Source organism: Shewanella sp. 1CM18E, from assembly GCF_023161665.1.
Taxonomy (GTDB): domain Bacteria; phylum Pseudomonadota; class Gammaproteobacteria; order Enterobacterales; family Shewanellaceae; genus Shewanella.
On the sequence record NZ_JALNTW010000002.1, the window covers coordinates 330,006 to 354,879 of the forward strand.

Annotated in this window: 17 protein-coding genes and 3 tRNA genes; 8 read left to right on the plus strand and 12 right to left on the minus strand. The window is 43.7% G+C overall.

The window, feature by feature from the left end:
• Positions 1 to 125: 125 nt before the first annotated feature.
• The 7 genes from lon to MSG37_RS04670 all read right to left on the minus strand — a co-directional run bounded on the left by lon (position 126) and on the right by MSG37_RS04670 (position 6,542).
• Positions 126 to 2,471, minus strand: coding sequence for an endopeptidase La (lon, locus tag MSG37_RS04640; RefSeq protein WP_248469406.1), 2,346 nt, complete (start codon positions 2,469 to 2,471; stop codon positions 126 to 128).
• A 145-nt stretch (positions 2,472 to 2,616) separates the two neighbouring features.
• Positions 2,617 to 3,894, minus strand: coding sequence for an ATP-dependent protease ATP-binding subunit ClpX (clpX, locus tag MSG37_RS04645; protein ID WP_248469407.1), 1,278 nt, complete (start codon positions 3,892 to 3,894; stop codon positions 2,617 to 2,619).
• 86 nt (positions 3,895 to 3,980) lie between these two features.
• Complete coding sequence (gene clpP / locus MSG37_RS04650; protein ID WP_248469408.1) at positions 3,981 to 4,592, minus strand: ATP-dependent Clp endopeptidase proteolytic subunit ClpP; 612 nt, start codon at positions 4,590 to 4,592, stop codon at positions 3,981 to 3,983.
• Positions 4,593 to 4,681: 89 nt separating this feature from the next.
• Complete coding sequence (gene tig, locus MSG37_RS04655; protein ID WP_248469409.1) at positions 4,682 to 5,986, minus strand: trigger factor; 1,305 nt, start codon at positions 5,984 to 5,986, stop codon at positions 4,682 to 4,684.
• 255 nt (positions 5,987 to 6,241) lie between these two features.
• Positions 6,242 to 6,317: transfer RNA gene (locus tag MSG37_RS04660), tRNA-His, on the minus strand.
• Between the two features lie 8 nt (positions 6,318 to 6,325).
• Positions 6,326 to 6,402: transfer RNA gene (locus MSG37_RS04665), tRNA-Arg, on the minus strand.
• 63 nt (positions 6,403 to 6,465) lie between these two features.
• Positions 6,466 to 6,542 (minus strand) — tRNA-Pro (locus MSG37_RS04670).
• Positions 6,543 to 6,971: 429 nt separating this feature from the next.
• Between MSG37_RS04670 and folD the strand changes: the two genes are divergently transcribed.
• Positions 6,972 to 7,826, plus strand: a complete 855-nt coding sequence (gene folD, locus MSG37_RS04675; RefSeq protein WP_248469410.1) for a bifunctional methylenetetrahydrofolate dehydrogenase/methenyltetrahydrofolate cyclohydrolase FolD — start codon at positions 6,972 to 6,974, stop codon at positions 7,824 to 7,826.
• 112 nt (positions 7,827 to 7,938) lie between these two features.
• Here folD and cysS read toward each other — a convergent pair whose 3' ends face one another.
• On the minus strand, positions 7,939 to 9,318 hold the full coding sequence (gene cysS / locus MSG37_RS04680) for a cysteine--tRNA ligase (RefSeq protein WP_248469411.1): 1,380 nt from the start codon (positions 9,316 to 9,318) through the stop codon (positions 7,939 to 7,941).
• 309 nt (positions 9,319 to 9,627) lie between these two features.
• Between cysS and MSG37_RS04685 the strand changes: the two genes are divergently transcribed.
• Both MSG37_RS04685 and MSG37_RS04690 read left to right on the plus strand, forming a co-directional pair.
• Positions 9,628 to 10,122, plus strand: a complete 495-nt coding sequence (locus tag MSG37_RS04685; RefSeq protein WP_248469412.1) for a peptidylprolyl isomerase — start codon at positions 9,628 to 9,630, stop codon at positions 10,120 to 10,122.
• A gap of 10 nt (positions 10,123 to 10,132) precedes the next feature.
• Positions 10,133 to 10,849: a UDP-2,3-diacylglucosamine diphosphatase gene (locus tag MSG37_RS04690; RefSeq protein WP_248469413.1), complete on the plus strand. Its 717-nt coding sequence runs from the start codon at positions 10,133 to 10,135 to the stop codon at positions 10,847 to 10,849.
• A gap of 37 nt (positions 10,850 to 10,886) precedes the next feature.
• On the opposite strand, the gene MSG37_RS04695 is transcribed toward MSG37_RS04690, so the two are convergent.
• Entirely contained in the window at positions 10,887 to 11,675 is a 789-nt protein-coding gene (locus tag MSG37_RS04695; RefSeq protein WP_248469414.1) for a tRNA isopentenyl-2-thiomethyl-A-37 hydroxylase MiaE, read from the minus strand.
• Positions 11,676 to 11,880: 205 nt separating this feature from the next.
• Between MSG37_RS04695 and MSG37_RS04700 the strand changes: the two genes are divergently transcribed.
• A complete protein-coding gene (locus MSG37_RS04700) occupies positions 11,881 to 12,477 on the plus strand; it encodes a Yip1 family protein (protein ID WP_248469415.1) in 597 nt (198 codons plus the stop codon).
• Between the two features lie 156 nt (positions 12,478 to 12,633).
• Here MSG37_RS04700 and glnS read toward each other — a convergent pair whose 3' ends face one another.
• The 3 genes from glnS to MSG37_RS04715 form a co-directional block, all read right to left on the minus strand.
• A complete protein-coding gene (gene glnS, locus MSG37_RS04705) occupies positions 12,634 to 14,304 on the minus strand; it encodes a glutamine--tRNA ligase (RefSeq protein WP_248469416.1) in 1,671 nt (556 codons plus the stop codon).
• Positions 14,305 to 14,486: 182 nt separating this feature from the next.
• Positions 14,487 to 16,781: a Fe(2+) transporter permease subunit FeoB gene (gene feoB, locus MSG37_RS04710; RefSeq protein ID WP_248469417.1), complete on the minus strand. Its 2,295-nt coding sequence runs from the start codon at positions 16,779 to 16,781 to the stop codon at positions 14,487 to 14,489.
• The gene (locus MSG37_RS04715) at positions 16,774 to 17,013 is read right to left on the minus strand and encodes a FeoA family protein (RefSeq protein WP_248469418.1); all 240 of its coding nucleotides are present in this window, start codon (positions 17,011 to 17,013) and stop codon (positions 16,774 to 16,776) included. Before MSG37_RS04715 ends, feoB begins: the two co-directional genes overlap by 8 nt.
• Before the next feature lie 442 nt (positions 17,014 to 17,455).
• On the opposite strand from MSG37_RS04715, the gene MSG37_RS04720 reads away from it, so the two are divergent.
• From MSG37_RS04720 to MSG37_RS04735, 4 genes are all read left to right on the plus strand, one after another.
• Positions 17,456 to 18,415, plus strand: coding sequence for a DmsE family decaheme c-type cytochrome (locus tag MSG37_RS04720; RefSeq protein WP_282446575.1), 960 nt, complete (start codon positions 17,456 to 17,458; stop codon positions 18,413 to 18,415).
• A gap of 15 nt (positions 18,416 to 18,430) precedes the next feature.
• Positions 18,431 to 20,545 carry an MtrB/PioB family decaheme-associated outer membrane protein gene (locus MSG37_RS04725; protein ID WP_248469419.1) on the plus strand — a complete coding sequence of 705 codons (2,115 nt, stop codon included), beginning with the start codon at positions 18,431 to 18,433 and terminating at the stop codon, positions 20,543 to 20,545.
• A 68-nt stretch (positions 20,546 to 20,613) separates the two neighbouring features.
• Positions 20,614 to 22,548, plus strand: a complete 1,935-nt coding sequence (locus MSG37_RS04730) for an OmcA/MtrC family decaheme c-type cytochrome (RefSeq protein ID WP_282446576.1) — start codon at positions 20,614 to 20,616, stop codon at positions 22,546 to 22,548.
• Between the two features lie 78 nt (positions 22,549 to 22,626).
• On the plus strand, positions 22,627 to 24,786 hold the full coding sequence (locus MSG37_RS04735; protein WP_248469420.1) for an OmcA/MtrC family decaheme c-type cytochrome: 2,160 nt from the start codon (positions 22,627 to 22,629) through the stop codon (positions 24,784 to 24,786).
• Positions 24,787 to 24,874 lie beyond the last annotated feature (88 nt).

Below are 24,874 nucleotides of genomic sequence, written 5' to 3' on the forward strand. Positions count from 1 at the left end.
GTCACTCCAAGGGCTGGAGCGACTGACTCTCCACAGACTTAGGCTACCACAGCTTGATACTTAGGTAAGCCCCTTTTTACTGTTTTTTTCAAGCAATCCCGCAATTTATTGCGTTAGTCCACGTTTTAGACTACTTCAAAGCCTTCAACTGGTCGTTCAAGCGCCAATTTAAGAACTTCATCAACCCACTTCACCGGATGGATCTGTAAGTCTGCGATTACGTTTTGTGGAATTTCTTCCAAATCACGTTCATTTTCTTTTGGAATTAGAACAACTTTCGTACCGCCGCGGTGCGCAGCTAAAAGCTTTTCTTTTAGTCCACCAATCGGTAGTACTTCACCACGAAGGGTAATTTCACCCGTCATCGCCACATCTGCGCGAACAGGGTTACCGGTCAAGCTTGAAACCAGTGCAGTGCACATTGCCGCACCTGCAGATGGACCATCTTTTGGTGTTGCACCTTCAGGTACATGGACGTGAATATCACGCTTTTCGTAGAAGTCAGGGTTAATACCAAGCTGCTCAGCTCGAGCACGTACTACCGTCATTGCCGCTTGAATCGACTCCTGCATTACATCACCCAGCGAGCCAGTATAAGTTAGCTTGCCCTTACCTGGTACAGAAGTCGCCTCAATAGTCAGTAAGTCACCGCCAACTTCTGTCCACGCCAAACCTGTCACTTGACCAATCTGGTTATTCGATTCAGCCTTACCGTAATCACAACGCTGCACGCCTAAGAATGACTTCAGGTTATCTTGGTTAACTTCTACATGCTTGATGCTCTTATCAAGCAAGATTTGTTTAACTACTTTACGGCAAATCTTTGAAAGTTCACGCTCTAAAGCACGCACACCGGCTTCGCGAGTGTAGTAACGGATAATGCCGATGATAGCGCTATCATCAACCGTAACTTCTTTGGTCTTTAGGCCGTTACGCTCAATTTGCTTTGGCAACAAGTGTTGTTTAGCAATATTGAGTTTTTCATCTTCGGTATAACCCGACAGACGAATCACTTCCATACGGTCAAGCAGTGGACCTGGTATATTCATCGAGTTAGACGTTGCAACGAACATCACATCAGATAAGTCGTAATCGACCTCCATGTAGTGGTCGCTAAACGCTGAGTTTTGCTCTGGATCAAGCACCTCTAATAACGCTGATGCCGGATCGCCGCGCATATCACTGCTCATCTTATCGATTTCATCAAGCAGGAATAATGGGTTTTTAACCCCCACTTTAGACATCTTTTGAATCACTTTACCCGGCATAGAACCGATATAAGTACGACGATGACCACGGATCTCCGCTTCATCACGCACGCCGCCTAATGCGACACGCACATACTTACGACCGGTTGCTTTTGCAATCGATTGACCCAGTGATGTTTTACCTACACCTGGTGGTCCAACTAAACAAAGAATTGGACCTTTAAGTTGCTTAACGCGGCTTTGAACGGCTAGATACTCTAAAATACGCTCTTTGACCTTTTCTAGGCCAAAGTGATCGGTATCAAGCACGTCTTGCGCTTTCGCTAAATCACGTTTGATTTTAGAGCGCTTGTGCCAAGGCACCGACACCATCCACTCAACGTAACTTCTTACTACTGTCGCTTCAGCAGACATTGGCGACATCATTTTCAGCTTATTAAGCTCTGCAGAAGCTTTTTCTTTCGCCTCTGCAGGCATTTGTGCCTCTTCAATCTTTTTCGCTAAGCTTTCAAATTCATCGTGAGACTCGTCAATATCGCCAAGCTCTTTTTGAATAGCTTTCATTTGCTCATTCAAATAATACTCGCGCTGACTCTTCTCCATCTGCTTTTTAACACGGCTACGAATGCGCTTTTCAACCTGAAGCAGGTCGATTTCAGCTTCCATCATCGCCATGAGATATTCAATGCGTTCACTTACATTGACCATCTCTAACACTGATTGCTTGTCTTCAAGCTTCAGTGGCATATGAGCAGCCATGGTGTCAGCAAGTCTTGCAGCTTCATCGATACCCGAAAGTGACGTTAACACTTCTGGCGGGATCTTTTTATTGAGCTTGATATAGCCTTCAAATTGGCCAACGGCTGAGCGAACTAGCACTTCCTCTTCTTTTTCAGATAGAGGCTCAGATTCAAGATAATGCGCTGTTGCTTGGAAGATATCGTCTTGATCGATATAGTTGTCAATACGAGCTCGTTGCCCGCCTTCAACTAGTACCTTTACGGTACCGTCTGGCAATTTTAATAACTGTAAAATCGACGCAACAGTACCAACATCAAAGATATCGTCGCTTGTAGGATCGTCCAACTCAGCATCACGCTGAGCGACTAAAATAATTTGCTTGCCTTGTTCCATTGCTTTTTCTAAGCAACGAATAGACTTCTCTCGACCGACGAATAACGGAATTACCATATGGGGATAAACCACCACATCTCTTAATGGTAGTACGGGTAGTTCGATTCGCGCATCACGCTCTAGGGTCATAGCTCGATTCCGTTTTTTATGATTACTAATGAGTATATTGGGATGATTAAATAGGTTTCAATGGTGAAAAACAATTAATTAAAGAAGTGTACAAAAAAGGAGCCATATTGGCTCCTTTTAATCTATTTTCACTATCGTTGATAGCTTATTCAGCAGTTGCTGCTTGGCTTTCGTTATTAGCGTAAATCAGGATAGGCGTAGATTCACCTTTCACTACCGATTCGTCGATAACCACTTTAGCAACATCGTCAGTTGATGGTAGGTCGTACATGATATCAAGTAAGATCCCTTCAACAATTGAACGTAGGCCGCGAGCACCCGTTTTACGAGTCTGAGCTTTAAGTGCAATCGCTTTTAATGCGTCTTCTCTGAACTCTAGCTCTACACCTTCCATCTCAAATAAAGCAGCAAACTGTTTAGTGATTGCGTTCTTTGGTTGAGACAAAATCTGGATCAACGCTTCATCATCAAGCTCAGCAAGTGTAGCTAAAACAGGTAATCGACCGATAAACTCTGGAATAAGACCAAACTTCACCAAATCTTCTGGCTCTACTTCTAAAAGTCTATCCGAGATATTCTTCTTATCCGCTTCGCCTTTAACCTGAGCACCGAAACCAATACCGGTACCCACGTGTGCACGTTGCTCAATCACTTTTTCAAGGCCGGCAAATGCACCACCACAAACGAATAAGATCTTAGAAGTATCAACTTGTAAAAACTCTTGTTGTGGATGCTTACGACCACCTTGTGGTGGAACCGCTGCAACAGTACCTTCGATAAGCTTAAGTAGAGCTTGCTGCACGCCCTCACCAGAAACATCACGAGTAATTGATGGGTTGTCAGACTTACGACTGATTTTATCAATTTCATCAATATAGACGATACCACGCTGTGCTTTCTCTACATCGTAGTCGCACTTTTGTAGTAACTTCTGAATGATGTTCTCAACGTCTTCACCGACATAACCCGCTTCGGTTAATGTCGTTGCGTCAGCCATAGTGAATGGCACATCAAGGAAACGCGCTAACGTTTCAGCTAAAAGTGTTTTACCGCTACCCGTAGGGCCGATAAGCAAGATGTTACTCTTACCAAGTTCAACACCGTCTTTAGGGCTAGCATTTCTCAAACGCTTGTAGTGATTGTACACCGCGACAGAGAGGACTTTCTTAGCTTTGTCTTGACCGATCACATAGTCGTCCAAATGAGCTCGCAGCTCATGTGGCGTTGGTAATCTGTCCTGATCTTGCTTCGGTGAAATCTCTTTGATTTCTTCTCTAATAATGTCGTTGCAGAGTTCAACGCACTCATCACAAACATATACAGAAGGCCCAGCGATGAGTTTTCTTACTTCATGCTGGCTCTTACCACAAAAAGAGCAGTACAGCAGCTTTCCGCCGTCACCGTTACCTTTGTCTTCACCCATTACTTTACCTCTGTTTGCAGTCAATCTACTGCGTGGATCTTTTTAATACTTCCTTTCTATGAGCATAGCTCAGAGGAGAGTAAAAATCAGTCTCGTTTTGTCATCACTGAATCGACTAATCCGTATTCAGCGGCTTCTGAAGCACTCATAAAGTTATCACGATCTGTATCGCGCTCAATTACTTCTAGAGGCTGACCAGTATGCTCTGCAAGCATAGTGTTTAACTTATTCTTAATACCTAAGATCTCTTGCGCATGAATAGCGATATCTGATGCTTGACCTTGGAAGCCACCTAATGGCTGATGGATCATTACACGCGAGTTAGGTAAGCAATGGCGTTTGCCTGGTGCGCCGCCAGCTAACAAAAATGCGCCCATGCTTGCCGCTTGACCAATACATACAGTGCTCACGTTTGGCTTAATAAACTGCATGGTATCGTAAATAGCCATACCAGCTGTCACGCTACCACCAGGTGAGTTAATGTATAGGTAGATGTCCTTATCTGGGCTCTCAGACTCCAAAAACAGTAACTGAGCAACGATAAGGTTAGCCATATGTTCTTCAACTTGGCCAACTAAAAAGATTACTCGCTCTTTCAAAAGGCGAGAATAAATATCATATGAACGTTCACCTTTGGCTGTTTGTTCAACAACCATAGGAACGAGTGCGTTAAGTACTGATTCTGGCGCTTTGTGCATGATTAACTTCCCTAAATAAAAATGGCCCGCATGAGGAACCTCATACGAGCCATTATAAATGGCTAATAGCCATTTAAGTCAAGCGATGGTTACGCGCGACCGGTAGCCTTGTTCATAAATTCTTCAAACTGGACTGGTTTTTCAGTCAAAGTTGCAGTTTTTAACAAAGCTTCAACCGCTTGCTCTTCTAGAGCAACGTTGCGCATGTTTTGCATAAGTTCTTCGTTACCATTGTAGTATGCTACAACTTCACTTGGATCTTCGTATGCAGAAGCCATAGAAGCGATTAGCGCTTGAACACGCTCGTCTTCAGCTTTTAGCTCGTTTGTTTTGATCACTTCGCCAAGTAATAGACCTACTTTAACGCGACGTGTAGCTTGCTCAGTGAACAGGTCAGCTGGTAGCTCAGGCATGTTAGCGGCTTGATCACCAAAACGTTGCATAGCTTGCTTGCGCAATACTTCAACTTCGCCAGTGATTAGCGCAGATGGCAATTCGATGTCGTTTTGCTCAACTAGACCATTAAGCACTTGCTCTTTAACGTTTGCTTTAAGCGCTTGCTCAAGCTCACGGCTCATGTTCTTGCTGATTTCAGCGCGAAGAGCGTCGATGCCGCCTTCAGTGATACCAAATAGAGTAGCGAATTCATCGTTAACTTCTGGAAGGTTAGCCGCTTGAACTTCAGTAAGAGTGATAGCAAAAGTTGCTACTTTACCCTTTAGGTTTTCAGCGTGGTAATCTTCAGGGAAAGTCACTTCGATATTGAACTCTTCACCCGCTTTGTGACCTTCAACACCAGATTCGAAACCTGGGATCATACGGCCGCTACCTAGTTGAAGTTCGAAATCGTCAGCTTTGCCGCCTTCAAACTCTTCGCCGTCGATAGAACCAACGAAGTTGATTTTAGCTTTGTCGCCTTCAGCAGCTTCACGCTCAACAACTTCAAAAGTTGCGTGTTGCTTGCGTAGCGTTTCGATCATTGCATCAACATCTGCTTCAGTTACTTCAGCAGTTGGCTGTTCAACAGTGATAGACTCAAGACCTTTTAGCTCTACTTCTGGGTAGATTTCAAAAGTAGCAACAAACTCAAAGTTTTCGCCTTCAGTTGAACCAGCAGTTAAGGTAGGTGCGCCAGCTGGGTTTAACTTCTCAGCAATGATTGCTTCAACGAAGTTACGCTGCATCACTTCACCAGTGATGTCTTGGCGAATTGCTTTACCATAACGCTTATTAATTACGCTTACAGGTACTTTTCCTGGACGGAAACCTGGGATACGGGCACGCTTAGCTTCGCTTTTTAATGCTTCTTTAACAGTGTTCTCGATCTGCTCAGCAGGTACAGAAATTGTTAGGCGACGCTCTAGGCCTTGTGTGGTTTCTACAGAAACTTGCATTTTTTTACCTCGAAATATGTCTATCGTCCTTTGCAATAGTCGAAAACTCAACTATTCAGGTATTCGTTTCTTGATCCATAAATTTAACCAAAATGCCCATAAATACTGACGATCGGCACAGGTATCTTTTAGTTGATAATTATCAAGACGCGACATTATAGCTATGGAATGCGCTCGAGTCGAGCCTCAAAGCGTGATTTACAGGCGTAAAAAAAGCGACCTAGGGTCGCTTTTTTTACTTCTTTACAGAAAGAGTGGGGTGACTGATGGGGTTCGAACCCACGACAACCGGAATCACAATCCGGGACTCTACCAACTGAGCTACAATCACCACAAAAATGGTACGCCCGGCAGGATTCGAACCTGCGGCCACCCGCTTAGAAGGCGGGTGCTCTATCCAACTGAGCTACGGGCGCTCGGTAATGAAAATAAATTCATTTCCTGAACTGGGCAACTAACGTTACACGTTAGTTTAAATGTGGTCGGTGATAGAGGATTCGAACCTCTGACCCTCTGGTCCCAAACCAGATGCGCTACCGGGCTGCGCTAATCACCGAGTTTTGAAACTTAATGTAAAGTACGTTTTCACGCTGGGACACCCTTTACTGTTTCTTATCCTCACCAACAGCATTTCGCTGTCTCGCTGAGAACGGAGCGCATAGTATCCCCTCACCTAAAAGTCGTCAACGACTTTTTTCAAAAAAGATGTTCGCATGATTACTTTACACACTATTTGAATCATGATTAAGCAAACTGCTAAAAATAACGGCTATTTCATTTGGATTAGACAATTTCAAATGCCTTTCCAGTAGCATACTAAGCAAAGCTCCCTGATTTAGCTTTAATCAAACCACTCAACGCTTGCTCACTATTATCCGTATTTTAGAATTAACTGTTAATTGCCTAAACCAATGACACCTTTATCCTGTCCTGTTAAAATGTCGCGGTTTTCCATTATCGCGCCGTATAAAGGACACCAACCCCAATGACAGCCCAAAACATCGATGGTAAGGCAATTGCCCAAGCTATTCGAACGCAACTCAAAGATAAAGTAACCGCCCGCAAAGAGGCTGGTCAAAGAGTCCCAGGTTTAGCCGTAATACTTGTAGGAGCAGACCCTGCCTCACAAGTTTATGTCGGTAGTAAGCGTAAAGCCTGTGAAGAAGTCGGCTTTATGTCTCGCTCATATGATTTAGATAGCAGCACCTCAGAAGAAGCACTTTTATCATTAATTGATGAATGTAATAACGATCCAAGTATCGATGGGATCTTAGTTCAATTGCCATTGCCCGAGCATATTGAAGAGTCCAAAGTTATCGAACGAATTCGTCCAGATAAAGATGTTGATGGCTTCCACCCTTATAACGTTGGCCGTTTAGCACAACGTAGCCCTGTATTGCGTTCATGTACTCCAATGGGGATCATGACGCTGCTCAAGTCTACTGAAATTGATACTTATGGTTTAGACGCGCTGGTTGTTGGTGCCTCTAATATCGTCGGCCGTCCTATGGCACTAGAATTGCTGCTTGCTGGTTGCACCACAACTATCTGTCATCGCTTTACTCGCAATCTTGAAGATAAAGTAAGACGTGCTGATCTAGTTGTTGTTGCCGTAGGCAAGCCAGGCTTTATTCCTGGTGATTGGATTAAGCCAGGTGCAGTCGTTATTGACGTGGGTATTAACCGCCTAGAAAACGGTCAACTGGTTGGCGATGTAGAATTTGATGTTGCCGCGCAGCACGCTAGCTTTATCACTCCAGTTCCAGGCGGTGTTGGTCCTATGACTATCGCAAGTCTGCTAGAAAACACCTTATACGCTTGCGAGCAGTATCACGACTAGCTCAGTCAAAAGCTCCCCACCTTAAATATGATCGACCAGTATATTTAAGGTATTAAAAAGCCTGCATTAGCAGGCTTTTTTTGTGTTTTATCGTTCGACTTTTCGCGAAGAGTTACTTCTTACGCCAAGTCGTACCTTCAGGGCCATCTTCTAAAATCACGCCAAGAGCATTTAAGCCGTCACGTGCGACATCAGCTGCAGGCCAATCTTTTTCTGCACGAGCGCGATTACGCTCAGCAATCAATGCTTCAATCTCAGCCACTTCATCGTCACTGCCTTCACCTTTAAAGAAGGTATCAACATCTTGACCAAGAATACCCAGCACGTCAGCGAGATCTTTAAGCGCAACACCTAAAGCAGAGGCTTTAGCCATGTCAGTTAGCTTAAGACGGTTAATTTCACGTACCATATCAAACAGCACTGAATAAGCTTCTGGTGTATTAAAGTCATCATCCATCGCTGATTTAAACTTAGCGACAAACTCTTCAGCTGGTGCTGCAGTCACAGTTAAATCTAAATCTTTTAAGGCGGTGTAAATACGCTCAAGTCCTGATCTAGCTTGCTTTAAGTTTTCTTCAGAGTAGTTAAGCTGACTACGGTAGTGACCAGACAATAAGAAGTAACGCACTGTCGCGGCATCGTAGTGACCTAACACATCGCGGATAGTGAAAAAGTTATTCAAAGATTTTGACATCTTTTCTTTATCAACCATCACCATACCAGTATGCATCCAGTAGTTTACATATGGCGTGTCATGGGCGCAGCAAGACTGGGCAATTTCATTTTCATGGTGTGGGAACTGCAGATCAGAGCCGCCACCATGAATATCAAAGTGATTGCCTAAGTGCTTACTGTTCATTGCTGAACATTCAATGTGCCAACCTGGGCGACCTGGCCCCCATGGCGATTCCCATGTAGGCTCACCAGGTTTTGACATTTTCCATAATACGAAATCCATTGGGTCGCGTTTAGCATCTTCAACTTCGACGCGAGCTCCCGCTTGCAACTGATCAAGATTTTGACCAGACAAGCGACCATACTCAGGGAATGACGACACGCTAAATAGCACATCACCATTTGATGCAACATAAGCATGCTCGCGCGCGATTAGCTTTTCAACCATGTCGATGATTTCAGGAATATGCAAGGTTGCACGAGGCTCATTATCTGGGCGCGCCATATTCAATGCATCAAAATCACGATGCATCTCAGCAATCAAGCGCTCGGTTAAATCGTCGCAGCTTTCGTTGTTTTCGTTAGCACGTTTAATAATTTTATCGTCAACGTCGGTAATGTTACGTTGAAAATTAACATCATAACCGCTGTATCTTAGGTATCTAACAATCATGTCAAAAGATACAAATGTACGTCCGTGGCCAATATGACATAAATCATAAATGGTCACCCCACACACATACATGCCAACCTTTCCTGGTTGTAATGGCACAAACTGCTCTTTTTGGCGGGTAAGACTATTGTAAAGCTTCAACATTGATTATTCTCTTCAACGACTATCTGTAAAAATGTGTTTGTCAGTCTACCATTGCCAAAGTGGCTGTTCCAAGCTGTTTTCGTGTTCCCACAACGCAAAAATGAGTAGATGTGCTGTAATAAAGGAAGTTTGCGATCTTTGCCCTATACAGACAGCCCTTTGCATTCGATAAATGATGATTATTCAACCGAGTTAAGCGGTTAATGCAGTTAATTATATAGTGCTTACACAGAGTGCTTTATGGAAGTTAGCAATTACGTTAGAATCCAGCCATTATTGACTACGTAATAAATGACGAGAGTTTTAAATATGATCACACTTCATACAAATCATGGTGAAATCAAATTAGCGTTAAACGCTGAAAAAGCACCTAACACAGCTGCTAACTTCGTTAACTATGTTAAAGAAGGCTTTTACGACGGCACTGTTTTTCACCGTGTAATTGATGGTTTCATGATCCAAGGTGGTGGTTTCACTGAAGATATGGGCCAAAAGCGTCCAAACGAAGCAATTGCCAACGAGGCAAACAACGGTTTATCAAACAAAACCGGTACTATTGCAATGGCGCGTACTTCTGATCCGCATTCAGCAACTGCTCAGTTCTTCATTAACGTTGGCGACAACACTTTCCTAGACTTTAAGTCTGAGTCAGCTCAAGGCTGGGGTTACTGCGTATTTGGTGAAGTAACTGAAGGCATGGACGTTGTTAACAAGATTAAAGCGGTTAGTACTGGCAACCGTGGCATGCATCAAGACGTTCCACTTGAAGCTGTTATCATCGAAAAAGTAACCATCGAAGAGTAATACTGCCTCGATGCGCACTTTATTTGTGGGCGATTTGCACTTAAGTGCTAATCGCCCCGATATCACCCAAGCTTTCCTTTCGTTTCTCAACACACAACTTCACGACACTGATGCGTTATACATCCTTGGCGATCTCTTTGAAGTCTGGGTTGGAGACGATATCGCCGAACCTTTTGCGAATCAGCTTGCTGATGCGATTAAAAAGGCCTCTCTTACACTGCCGATCTATTTTATTCATGGCAACCGAGACTTTTTAATTGGTAATGAGTTTGCTAAACGCAGCGGCATGACATTATTACCTGAAGTCCAAACGCTTGAGCTCTACGGCGTTTCAACCGTTATTTTGCATGGCGACAGTCTTTGTACACTCGACAAAGCTTATCAACGTTTTCGTAAGTTTCGCAATTTAGGCTGGGCAAAATGGCTTTATGCGCATTTACCTAAATCTAAGCGTCTTGATATTGCCGCTAAGTTACGTAATAAAAGCCAGAGCAGTAATCAACAAAAAAGCTACACCATCATGGATGTTGAACCAGATGCTGTAAATGAGCTGCTTAAAACGACGAATACACAGCAAATGATCCACGGCCATACACATCGACCAGCAATCCATGAGTTAGACAATGGCAAGCGCCGAATTGTTGTTGGTGATTGGTACGAACAAGGCAGCATGCTCAGTGTTAGCCAAGATAATGTCGAGCTAATCGAGCTACCTTTCGGCAAGTAATTCTTACTTGCCGTTATTTTATGCTCCCCTACCCGGCTTAAACAATATCTGCGTTTACGCTTGCAACAGGTGAGCCACTATGGAACTTAAAATCATCGTCTTCAGCTAAAATAAGTTCAGCCTCAACAGCAGCAAAATGCGCTACTCGGTCACTAATATCTGTAGTGGATATGGCAGCAGCCAAGGTTAAATAATCTTGATAGTGACGAGCTTCAGAACGTAGTAAGGAAATATAAAACTTCTTTAGCTCATCATCTAAATGCGGAGCAAGTTTTGCAAAACGTTCGCAAGAGCGCGCTTCAATAAAAGCACCGACAATAAGTTTATCAATTAACGTTGCCGGCTCGTGAGTTCTAACTTGCTTCATCATCCCCTTTGCGTAGCGACCAGCGCGAATATTCTGATAGTTAATTCCGCGGCTTTGCATAATTTGCAACACTTGTTCGAAATGATGAAATTCCTCTTTAATTAACCGCACCATCTTAGCGATAAGATCATCGCTTTGAACAAAATCACTACGTCCAATTAGCTTAGAGGCTAGCTCATTTTTCTTGCCACTTTTCGCCAAAAAATCTTCAATACTTCTGTTTTGATTATAAATAAACTCTTCATAAGGCTTTGCCCAATCACGGAGGAACTGGCCACTCACCTCATCAACCGCATATTTTCTCACCATAAACATCGCAGTCTGAGCAGCTTTAAGCTCGCAATTACAATGATCGATTAATAAACCGGTTAAATTCTCAGGTTTCATGGCCTCTTCAATCCAACTATCTGGGGTTGAGCATTTTAAAAAGGCATTAATCGGTGCTAAAAGCTGCTGCATATTTCAATCCATTACTGCGGGTCAATAGAACGCTATTTTATCAGCAATTTGAAGCACAATCCTAGCTTAACGCCTATGCTTAAAGTGACAGGCTTGACTCTTAGCAGATTTTGTTCAATAAATAACCTTAGAGCTGTAACAAGTTCGTCTGCAGTTTGGCGAGCCAATTTAATAAAAAGTTAAATGCTAAACGAGGATAATTATAATGATATTGAATCACTTAATGGGGCTATACACTCATCCAAAAGAAGAGTGGCACACAATTGAGCAAAACCACGAAGCATTGCGCAGCAGTTTAAGTCATATCATCATCATCGCACTCATTCCTGCGGTCTGTTCTTTTATCGCTACATCTCAAATCGGCTGGGATCTCGGTGTTGGTGAGCGTCAGTTTTTAACAACTGAAAGTGCAATGATCATGTCTACAGGGATGTATTTTGGATTAATTGCTGGCGTTTTTGCCCTCGCTTATTTGGCGTTTTGGATGGCGAAAACCTTTGATGCTAAACCAAGTTATACCCAAGCATTAGAGCTCGCGGCTTATACCGCTACACCGCTGTTTATGGTTGGCCTGTCAGCACTCTACCCTACGCTTTGGTTTATCATGGTTGTCGGCCTTGCAGGTCTGGCGTACTCGGTTTATCTACTTTACACCGGCGTACCTATTATTATGAATATCCCTGAAGAAAAGGGCTTTATTTATGCAAGTTCGGTAGTGACGGCTGGATTAGTGTTATTGGTTGGTTTAATGGCTTCAAGCGTGATCCTTTGGAGCATCGGCTTTGGACCTATGTATCAGTAAGTTATTGGGAGCATTTATTTACAGCTCCCTTTGCTTTTGACTGCTTAGTTTTAGTCAGGCTAAACCCAAGCAATTAAAGCTAACTCAATTAAACTGCAAGCAACAAAAAAGCCGACATTATGTCGGCTTTTTTAGCTTTAACGCTTGCTTAGAGATTTACTCGAAAGAATCTCTTAAAGGCACTGTTAGGTTAAATACTAACGCGTCTTCAGATGAATCTTTGCTATCTGCACAGAAGTAACCTTCACGTTCAAACTGATACGCTTTTTCAGCTTCTGCTGACGCTAAGCTTGCCTCAACCAAACCGTGCTTAACGGTCAGTGAATGCGGGTTTAGCACTTCATCAACAGATTCTGCTGCTGCAGGGTTTGGATCGCTAAATAGACGCTCATATAAACGGAACTCAGCAGGTTTTGCTGTTGTTGCTTCAACCCAGTGAATAACGCCTTTCACTTTACGACCATCGCTTGGGTTTTTACCCAAAGTCTCGTCATCATAGGTACAGAAGATAGTAGTGATGTTACCATCAGCATCTTTCTCGCAGCGCTCAGCTTTGATCACGTATGCATTACGCAGACGTACTTCTTTACCTTGCACTAAACGTTTGTACTTCTTGTTTGCTTCTTCGCGGAAGTCATCAGCATCAATAAATAGCTCACGACCGAAAGATAGCTCACGCTTGCCCATCTCTTCCTTGCTAGGATGATTTGCCGCGTTAATAATTTCAACTTGGCCTTCAGGGTAGTTTTCGATAACCACTTTAACTGGGTTGATCACTGCCATCGCACGTGGTGCGAAGTCATTGAGTTCTTCACGGATACAAGCATCAAGCATGGCCACTTCAACCATGTTATCTTGCTTAGTCACGCCGATACGCTTACAAAACTCACGAATAGAAGCAGCTGTATAACCACGACGACGGTAACCTGCGATTGTAGGCATACGTGCGTCATCCCAACCTGTTACCAAGTTGCGAACCACTAGGTCATTTAGCTTACGCTTAGACATTAACGTGTATTCAAGGTTAAGTCTTGAAAACTCATACTGACGTGTTCTGTTTGGCGCTTGGAAATCATCTAAATGATCAAGTACCCAGTCGTACAATCTACGGTTATCTTGGAATTCAAGCGTACATAGAGAATGAGTAATGTTTTCAATAGCATCCGAAATACAGTGAGTAAAATCGTACATTGGGTAAATGCACCACTTATCACCAGTCTGATGATGGTGAGCAAAACGAATACGGTAAATGATTGGATCACGCATACACATAAATGGTGATGCCATATCAATTTTAGCGCGCAGTGAACACTCACCTTCTTTGAACTCACCTAAACGCATTTTTTCAAATAACGCTAAGTTTTCTTCAGGTGTTGTATCGCGGTACGGGCTGTTTTTACCAGGCTCTTTTAGTGTGCCACGGTATTCACGTGTCTCATCACCATTTAAGAAACATACGTAAGCAAGACCTTTATTGATTAACTCAATAGCGTACTGGTGTAGTTGGTCAAAATAGTTTGATGAATAACGAATATCACCATCCCACTGAAAACCGAGCCACTGCACATCAGCCTGAATAGAATTAACGTAATCGATATCTTCTTTTTCAGGGTTGGTATCATCAAAACGTAAGTTACATTGACCTTTGTAGTCCTGTGCAATGCCAAAGTTTAGGCAGATAGACTTAGCGTGGCCGATATGAAGAAAGCCATTTGGTTCAGGCGGGAAACGAGTTTGCACGCTCGTATGCTTACCTGTGGCAAGATCTTCATCTATGATGTTACGAATGAAGTTACTAGGACGTACTTCAGTGTCCACATGACTCATGGAATTCCTCTTTGCGAACGATGATTAAAAACTAAAAACGCATAATCCTACAGTTTCTGTAAAGGATCAACGACTGAGGCCTAAAAACCTACTCTAATGGCTATAGCATAAGCATATATAGCGCAAAAAGCAGCGAATTATCGCTGCTTTTTATTACCTAGTTACAGTATACGCTATTAGCGTTATTCCGTAATCACTTTAATGCCGGGAATAATCGTTTGCGCTTTCTTGCCTTTTTGCTTTAGCCAAATATAAAACACCACTAAAGCAACAGCGAAGAAACCAATCCACAAGCTTGATTGCAGTGGGTGCTGCGCAAACGTTGCCGCCTGGTAGAACACCGTTGCAACGCCATAAGCTAAACCAAATGTCCACAAGCCTGCAAATGCTGCCCAGCGGCTACCAAATTCGTTAACTAAAGCACCCATTGCTGCTACACAAGGAGTATATAGTAATACGAACAACAAGTAAGCGAATGCAGCAGTTACGCCAGCAAAGCCAGCTTGTAGCGCACCAAATGTTGAAGTATCAACTTCTAGCTCTTCAGATGCCACATCAACAGACGACACATCACCCACAGAGATTGATAGTGGATCTTCTGGAGCAATACCAAATAGATTCTCTGGAATTGTGCCAAGTGCTTCGGTTAGCGTTTCGCTAAATGGTGCCAGTTCTTCGTCACCCGAGCTGCTATCAGCATATAAACTGTTAAGAGTACCGACTACCGCTTCTTTAGCGAAAATACCAGTGATAATACCAACCGTTGCTGGCCAGTTATCTTGCTCAACACCCATTGGCGAGAACAAAGGAGTCACTTTTTGACTTGCCACACTCAAAACCGACTCAGAGCTATCTTCATGGCCAAATGAGCCATCAATACCAATTGCGTTAACGAAGTTAAGCAAGGTCACCACGATAACAATGGTTTTACCTGCGCCCATGATAAAGCTCTTAGTACGCTTACCAGTACGCGCCATTACTGTTTTGAACTTTGGCTTTTCGTAACTAGGTAGCTCCATCACTACAGCACTGCTAGTACCAGGAAGTAATGTTGAACGTAATAGCAAACCTGTGCCAATCGCGGCAAAAATACCGATGATATAAAGTAAGAATACTAAGTTCTGGCCCGATTCTGGGAAGAAAGCGGCGGCAAACAGTGCATATACAGGTAGACGTGCACCACAAGACATAAACGGTGCCATCATACCAGTAACAATACGCTCACGCTCACTGCCCAACGTACGGGTAGCCATAATGGCAGGAACTGAACAACCAAAGCCGACAATCATAGGCACAAACGCGCGGCCAGGTAGGCCAATACGGCGCATTAAGCCATCAACCACAAACGCTGCACGCGCCATGTAGCCAGAGCCTTCAAGCACTGAAAGTGCTAAGAACAAGGCCGCAATAACCGGAATAAAGGTCGCTACAGTTTGAATACCTTGACCGACACCACCCGCAATAATCGTCACTAACCAAGCTGGCGAACCAAGACTAGTCATGAATGCGCCTAAGTGATCAACAAATAGTGCACCAGCAGTAATGTCAAAGAAATCAATAAACGAGCTGCCCACGTTAATACTAAACATGAACATTAAATACATAACAAACAAGAAAACAGGAATGCCCGCAATAGGGTGCAGTACAAGTTTATCTAGCTTATCTGTGAAGGTTTCACGGTTGTCGCTTTTAACTGAGCTGGTGAATACACGTTCAACGTAATCAAAACGCGTTGTAGCAACCATGATCTCGATATCTTTACCTTGGCTAGACAATGCTTGAGAGTATTGCTCGACTTCACTTGCCATTTGGCTATTTTTGCACTTGCCACAACCTAGCCCATTCGCAAGCATCGCCAATGCACGACCACGGCTTAATGAGTTATCTTGCGCTAATAAGTTGGCAACACCAGCTTCGATTTCAGCTTCATAATCTAGCACTAAGGGTGCTTCAGAAACTTTACCATCAAGCAAGGCAACAAATTGCTCTTTGACCTTCACAATATCTTGTTCATCGCGAGAACAAACAGCAATAACTGGACAGCCCAACTCTTGGCTCATCTGAGCAACATCAATATTAATACCGCGCTCAAGCGCTGCATCAATTTTATTCAGTACAACCACCAACGGAATACCTAACTCGCGCAGCTGAACCGTCAAGTATAAGTGGCGCTCGATGTTAGTCGCATCAACTAGGTTGATAATACCGTCAATATCTTGATCGGCTAAATATTGCTGAGCAATCTGCTCATCTAAAGAGCAGTCGCAGCTATTACCTGCTGGAAGAAGATCGTAAATCCCAGGTAAGTCGGTTAGAAATACATCTGTACCTTGCAGCGCAAATTGGCCAGTCTTCTTTTCAACGGTTACACCAGACCAGTTACCAACTTGTTGATTAGAGCCGGTCAACGCATTAAAAAGCGTAGACTTACCCGCATTTGGGTTACCTACAGTAACGCAGTTAAATTGTTTAGCCATTCGCTTTTTCAACCTCAATAATATCTGCTAAATCGCGACGCATACATAATTTACTGCCACGGATATCAAGTTCAACACCAGATCCCATTGGGGCTCTGCGGATCAAGGAGAATCGAGTATTTGGGGTGATCCCCATTGAAAGGAGTTTACGTTTTACAACGGCTGGCAGATCGATCTCGCCAACTTGAGAAATTCTGGCGATATCGCCCGGATTCAATTCACTTAACTTCATTGTGCATTCCACCTATTAACAGGCCTCGACTCTCTTAGAAATTAACGTTGATTCTAAAGGAGACGAGCAAGCAATAACTTTACCTAGATCAAGATTTAGGCCTGTAAACGATAATAGTTTTCAATTGTGTTCGCTATTATGTGATAAATCTCTCAACTAATAAACGCTTCGCTTAAAGATAAATAAGTCGGAAAAGAACCCTTTGAATAATAATGGTTATTATTTACACTTTACATATGTTAAGAAAAATAACTTCCAATACAGACTAAAGTCTAAAACCTACCACTAAGATCTTTAAAATCAGTCGGGTTAAGCTATAAACACCTTACTTTTGTTATGGATTTGTCACAAAAACCCGCTATGATTACGTATTAGTAATTTACAAAACTACTAATATTAAATTATCAAAAATATCGCTAAAAAAAGCGAATGGGATGAGATGATGAACAAGAACACCGGATGGTTCTCTGGCAATTTGATACGCCTGTTACTAATTATGCTCGTAAGTTTCGGTATGAATGCTTCTGCTGCACCGTGGGACGACCAAGATCCAGATGAAGTAGAAGCGATACTCGATAAGAAATTTGCTGAAGGCCAGTACTCATCAAAAGGCGCAGACTCTTGTTTAATGTGCCATCGAAAAAGTGAAAAAGTCATGGCGCTGTTTGATGGTGTACATGGCAGCTCAGTACAAAACTCTCCAATGGCCGATCTACAATGTGAGGCTTGCCACGGCCCCCAAGGAAAGCACAATCGCGGCGGTAAAGAGCCAATGATTACTTTTGGTTCAGACTCTCCCGTTCCAGCTGAAAAACAAAATAGCGTTTGTATGAGCTGCCATAACGATGATCAACGTATGGCTTGGCAAGGGAATCATCATGATAACGCTGATGTCAGCTGTGCTGATTGCCATCAAGTGCATACAGGCCATGATCCTATCGCTGATAAAAGTACAGAAGTCGCAGTATGTACTAACTGTCACACACAACAAAAAGCAGATATCAATAAACGCTCTGCTCACCCTCTCAAGTGGCAGCAAATGGTCTGTAGCGATTGCCACAATCCACACGGTAGCTTAGCCGATGCAAGCCTCAAACAAATGAGCGTAAATGAAAATTGTTATTCATGCCATGCTGAAAAACGTGGCCCTAAACTTTGGGAGCACGCACCAGTAACTGACGACTGCGCCTCTTGTCACAATCCACATGGCAGCGTAAATGAAGCCATGTTAATCGCAAAACCTCCTATGTTATGTCAGCAGTGTCACACGTCAGTAGGCCACACCTCTAATGCAGTGTTTGGCGGAAACCCTAACGCTTTTAATGCCGGACAAAGCTGTATGAATTGCCATTCACAAGTCCATGGCTCAAACCATCCATCTGGCAAATTATTGCAGCGCTAATTAGGAGTGACCGTTATGTTTGCATCACATAGAAACATCAACACCCAGCTGACTTTACTCGCGCTAGCAATTGGTATGAGTATTTCGCCCGCATATTCTCAAGGCTATGGCATACAAAATGCCAACCGTGATAAAGCCAATACTGAAAAGTGGGAGTGTAAGCGCTGCATAGTTAACTCAGGCTTTAGCGGCAGCGTAGCAGTTGGCGCAGCTTATAACGATGCCGATGATATTCATTTTGGTAATACAACAGGCACAGACAAGGATGGCGTTGTTGGCCACCTTGATGCAGATCTTGTCAATAAGGCAGAGTCTGGGTATCAAACCAGCTTTGTTGCCGACAAGCTCGGTTACGATACCGGCAGTGCAACATTAGAAACGGGTCGCCCCGGTCACTATAACATTGCACTCTGTTACCGTGGATTAGCGCATTACGATACCAATGACGCTTTATCGCCTTACGCTAATGATGACGACAATCAGTCTCTACCCAGTAACTGGCAAACTGCCGCAATCACCTCACAAATGCCAACACTACTTGAGGACGTACGTACACTTGAATTAAAAACCAAGCGCGACCGTTTTACGCTCGGTGGTGATTATCTTGGTTCATTTTACCGGGCAGAACTGAATTATCAGCATGAAAAGCGTCAAGGAAAGCGCGCTTTTTCAGGTAATATTCTTACCAATAGCGCAATGCTTGCCCAACCCATTGACGATACGACTGACGAATTTGGCGCCAAGATTTATTTTAACGGTAATGGGTGGTTAATCGGTGTTGACTCTAGTTTTAGCCAATATAAAAACGATCATAACGCCATTAGTTGGCAAAATGCTTTCACACCGACTTTTGGCGCGGCCTACAGCGGCCAAAGCGCAGTATCACCAGACAATAAAGCCTATAGAATTGGCGCAAACGCGCAGCTAAGTGGCAATGGCCATCAAATATTAATGCATTTAGGGGTCGCAAGTTTTACTCAAGATGATGCATTTTTACCTGCAACAATAAACGGACCTTCCCCGGCGCTGCCAACGACAAGCCTTGACGGCAAAGTTGATACTACTGAGATGAAGCTAAAATACAATGGTCGTGTAGTCAGAGGCCTAAGTATTCGCGCTAGTTATGACTACTCAGATCGTGATAACAAAACAGCATTAAATCCTTATCCACAAGTGATTACCGACAGCTATTACGCCGGAACCGCAGTTAATCCTGAATACGACCGAACTAAGCAACAAGCAAAGCTTGGAGCCAAATATCGTATTAATCGTGCCATCTACCTTAATGCTGGCTATCAATACGATCATAATGATTACAGCGATTTAGACAGAGACTCACTCAAACAAAATAGTGTGTTTGCTAAAGTAAATTATCGTATCACTCCCTCTTGGTCTGCTTGGCTAAAGGCCGAGTTTAGCGACAGAACCGGCAGTACTTATAAAGCCGTAACAACCACAGATAGTCAAAGTAACCCTTACTTAAGAAAGTCATATCTGGCAGATAGAGAACGCCAAAAGTACCAACTAAGTGTCAACTTCAACCCAGAGTCTGCGTTTTCGGCAAGTGCCAATGTTCATATTAGCAGTGACGATTATGACGATACCTTAGTCGGGCTCACCCAAGTCGATACTCAAGGCTATGATATTTCTGCCAACTACCTATTAAGCGATGATTTAAGTATTAATGCATACCTTAACCAAGACTGGCGCGACAGTGATCAAGCCGGAAGCAGTAACTTTGGGCTACCAAACTGGTTTGTTAATACCGATGAAAAATCCACCCTTATCGGCGCGGGCGTAGATTATTTACACCTTTTAGACAAAAAGCTCGACCTAGGCCTCGACTACACCTATTCAGATGGACAAAGCGATACTGAGATAACTCAAGGCCTAACCTCACCTTACGGTGATTACTTTGCAACAAGACATAACATCAATGCATTTGCGCAATACCATTTAAACGAAAAAATGGCGTTACGTTTTGATTGGATTTTTGAGAACTACCAAGACTCCGACTGGTTAAATCAGGGAACAAGCGTTGACACTATTCCCAACGTATTAACCTTTGGCGACTTAAGCCACGACTATAGCGCTCACTATGTGGGTCTGACATTTAGCTACCAACTATAAACCTTAAGCCATGATTGCTCATACCAATTACAAGGATTTCAAGGAACACTAAGGTGAAGGACATCGATATGAAACGAGCCACATTAGCACACTTAGCAAACAGCGCTCTGGTGAGTAAAAAACTAATACTATTGGCAGCCGTTGCTATGTTAGCAGCCTGTAGCGGAGATGACGGAACCCCGGGTGCGCCAGGCGAGCCAGGCGGCCCACCCGCAAGTGAAATCAACGCACTGAATATTTCGATTAATGAAGTGCAGTTGGAGGCAGGCGTGGCCACAGTGAATTATCGCATCACCAATGAAAGCGATGAACCTGTCGTTGGCATTCCCTCCGCGACTTACCTTGCAGCGCAGCTATTGCCTCAAGGTTTCACGAATGCAGGTAATGCCAGTGAGTGGCAATATTTCACCTCTGAGTCATGTTCAAATAGCTGTGATGGTGAATTTGTTGATCACAAAAACGGTCAATATAGCTATACCTTTAGTGGTGCATTTAATGGCATGAACAATATTGCCTTTATGCCGGGCGCTACACAGCGCGTTGTGATAAAAGTCGGTGGTGATGCATTACCCGATGGCACAGACTTACCCGTCACCAATCAGCATTATGACTGGCAAGATAACGGCAGCGCGCCGGCTTATACTCGCAATCTAATTGAAATGCAGACTTGTAATACCTGTCATAACGACCTTGCATTTCACGGTAGTAAATATAATGAAGTGGAAACCTGCGTAACTTGTCATAACGCAGATAAAGTCAGTAACCCTGATAACGTGTTCGCACCTATGGTGCACACCAAGCACCTTAGTGGATTTCCAGTGTCACTGGCAGATTGTCAAACTTGCCACGTAGCCGATGAGACTCTGACAGAAAATATGAACTGGGCGCGCGTACCAACAATGGAGGCTTGTGGCAGCTGTCATACCAATATCGATTTCCCTAGTGGCCAAGGTCACCCCGCACAAGTTGATAACAGCAATTGTGTTGCATGCCACAATGCTGATTGGACCATGAGCGCACACAGTCAAGCAGATACCGACGCAGTGTTAGGTCAATTTAATGTTGAAGTGGTTAGCGCTAAGCTTAATGGTGATGCCGTTGATTTTTCAGTCAGACTGTCAAACCCAGCTACCAATGAAGTTTATAGTGCTAGTGCTGACAAGCTTGATTTTATTGATGATCTACGTGTGTATGCCAATTTTGGGATTAGTATTGATTACACGACCCGCAGTGCCAAATCTATAAAGCTACAAGATGTTGAGCCAATATCAGGCAGTAATGGTGTGTATAACTATCAAATTGCAGGCTTAACCTTAAGTGACGATCCAGCAAACGATAAAGGCGCCCTAGCCCTGCAAGGTAAGTTATGTAGCAATCAAGCTATGCTGGCAAATTGTGACGATACCGATGCAACCACCACAATAAAATCTAGTCATCAGTTCTTTAGCGCTAGCGCACTAACTGACGTTGGCCGCCGAGTTGTAGTGACCAATCAAACCTGTGGCAGCTGCCATGGCGATCAGCAGCTCAATTATCACGGCTCACGTAACGATCTTGAGCAACAGTGTCAGCTATGCCACAACCCTAATATGCAAGCTGAAGCAAGTGCAGCAAACCCTGCAGCCTCAACTGCTGATTACAAGCACCTAGCTCATACATTGCATGCGGGCTCTCGTGAAAGTTATCCCGACATTAATTATCCAGGCAACATAGGAAACTGCGCCCAGTGCCATACCAGCGATGACAATGGGATATTAACTGCAGCCTTACCACTTGATGATGCTGTTCAGCCCTTAGCATTTGACGACGGTAGTTTTACCAGCGCGACTTCAGCAATTTGTAGCGCATGTCATTTAAGCGATAGTGCTATGGCGCATATGACGCAGCAAGGCGGTGTGTTTAAAGGCACTGAAGCTGACGCTACAGCAGGCACAGAAAGCTGCGCAACTTGCCATGGTCAGGGTGCAGCTGTGGATGTTCTAAAAGTTCACCCAATACAATAAAAAGACCTGAAATAACCTTCAGGGTTAAATCGGTTGGTAATAACAGAGTGTGACGTTAATCAAATAGTGACATAGAGAATGGAACGCAAAATTATGGATAACAAAATTCGGTACTTAAAACAGGGGTTACTTGCGCTCACCGCATCCGCCATGTTGTTTGGTTGCAGTGATGGTAGTGATGGGGTTGACGGCGAAGATGGCGTAATAGGTGTCAATATCGACTCCGCAACTAGCGTTCAAGCTCGTTTCACTGAAGCCACCGTTACCGATGGTGTGGTAACCGTTAACTTTGACCTTGAAAATGCCAACGGAGTAGCGGTATTAGGCCTTAATAAAGACTACGATTTACGCTTTGGTATCGCCCAATTAGCCAAAGTCAACGAAACCGTTGGTGACGCAGAGATTGACAGAGGTTATCAATGGCAGGCTTATATCAATGAGCTTAAAGAGCCTGGTACCCCACCTGATGACACTAGTGATCTCAATCCGTCACCACAATACCAGGCTAACGTTGAAGCCGCGAGTAACTGTGAAGACTGCTTAGTCGATAATGGCGACGGCAGCTATAGCTATACCTTTCAGCAAAACATCGCAAATGTCACAGAGCCGTTAGCTATCGTCTACGGCGAAGACTACACACACAGAGCAACGCTAGAGTTAAAGTTACCTCAAGCAACAGCCAATGCTCATCATGATTGGCAGCCTTCAACTGGCGCTACCACAGACATTCAAACTCGCAATGTCGTTAGCATTACAGCCTGCTATACCTGTCATCAACCAGAAAGCTTAGCTCTGCATGGCGGGCGTCGCGTAGCACTTGAGAACTGCGCCAGCTGCCATACTGCAACATCTGGCGATCCTGAAAGTGGCAATAGTGTTGAATACACTTATATGATCCACGCTATCCATAAAGGTCAAGACCGTGAAACCAGCACTCCTGATGGCATGGTGCCAGCACCCTATAAAATAGTTGGTTACGGTGGTAGCGTTCATGATTATGGCAAAGTCATGTATCCGCAAAAGCCTGCGGCAGATTGCTCAGCCTGTCACGTTGAAGGTGAAGGAGCTCCAGCTAATGCTGACTTGTTCAAAGCCGACCTTAGCAATACAGCTTGTGTCAGTTGTCACACAGAAAAACCATCTCAATCGCACAGCAGTACCAATTGTGTATCTTGCCATAACTCAACCGATACTTACCGTGGTACAGGGAGTGCAGAGAAACGTCACGGTGATGTATTAAAAGCATACGTTGAAGCTGAAGCTATGGGCGTAATGTTTAGTAATATAGGCCTAGATGCAAATGGCAAGCTGATGTTCGATGTTCAAATTCAAGATGCTTCTGGCGCAGCCATTGGCTCTGAATTTATCGAAACCGGAACACGGGTCATTGTTGCTTGGGACAGCGATAAAGACTTCCCTGCATACACGGATGCATCATACAGTAACCGCCGCTTTAAACTGGAAGACGGAACTTATGACGCGGCAACCAAAACCTTTACTATTATCGCAACGACTTTTGATATGCCAAGCGACGCAACAGGTAAAACCTTCGAGCTTTGGTCAACTGTCGAAGTTTGCTTTAATAATGGTGGCTATGCAGTAGATGAAATCAAGATGACAGAGTGTTCAGATAGCACTCGCTCAGTAGCAGTCAAAGAAGCGCCCTATCATTTTGTTTGGTCAGGTACAGGTATGGATGACACCATGCAAGCCGCTATGCGTCGCTCAATTATAGATGCTGCGAAATGTCAAAGCTGTCACAACCAAGAGAACTACCATTATAACAATGGTTATAACTGCCAAACCTGCCATACATCTGATAAAACAACTAAATCAGACGATAGCTACCCTGGTGGTATGAAACCAACCAGCTATGCCTTTAAAGCGCACGAAGCTGATGGTCATTACCTTAAATATGCGGGAGTCCAGTCAGGCACAGTGTTAAAAACTGACTGCTCTACTTGTCATACCGAAGATGGTATTCAATTAGGCCGAGCTAGCGATCGTGTTTGGCGTTACGGCGATACAGAAACGGGTAATGACATCTGGGTTTCATCTGATGCTGGCACGTGTTTAAGCTGTCACCAAAAATACTTGAGTGACTCTGGCGCTAACCATATCGTTGCCAATGGCGGTATTTTAGATGGAATTGATGCTGAAGATGTAAGAACTCGATCAGCTGAAGCCTGTTCAACTTGTCATAACCCTGAACAGCTTATCGAGATCCACGGTAATTAATGTTTAGGGGCAAGAACTAATTAAAAAGGAGGCTTAAGCCTCCTTTTTAATTACCAATCATCCACATAACAACTAATCATTCGAAAGC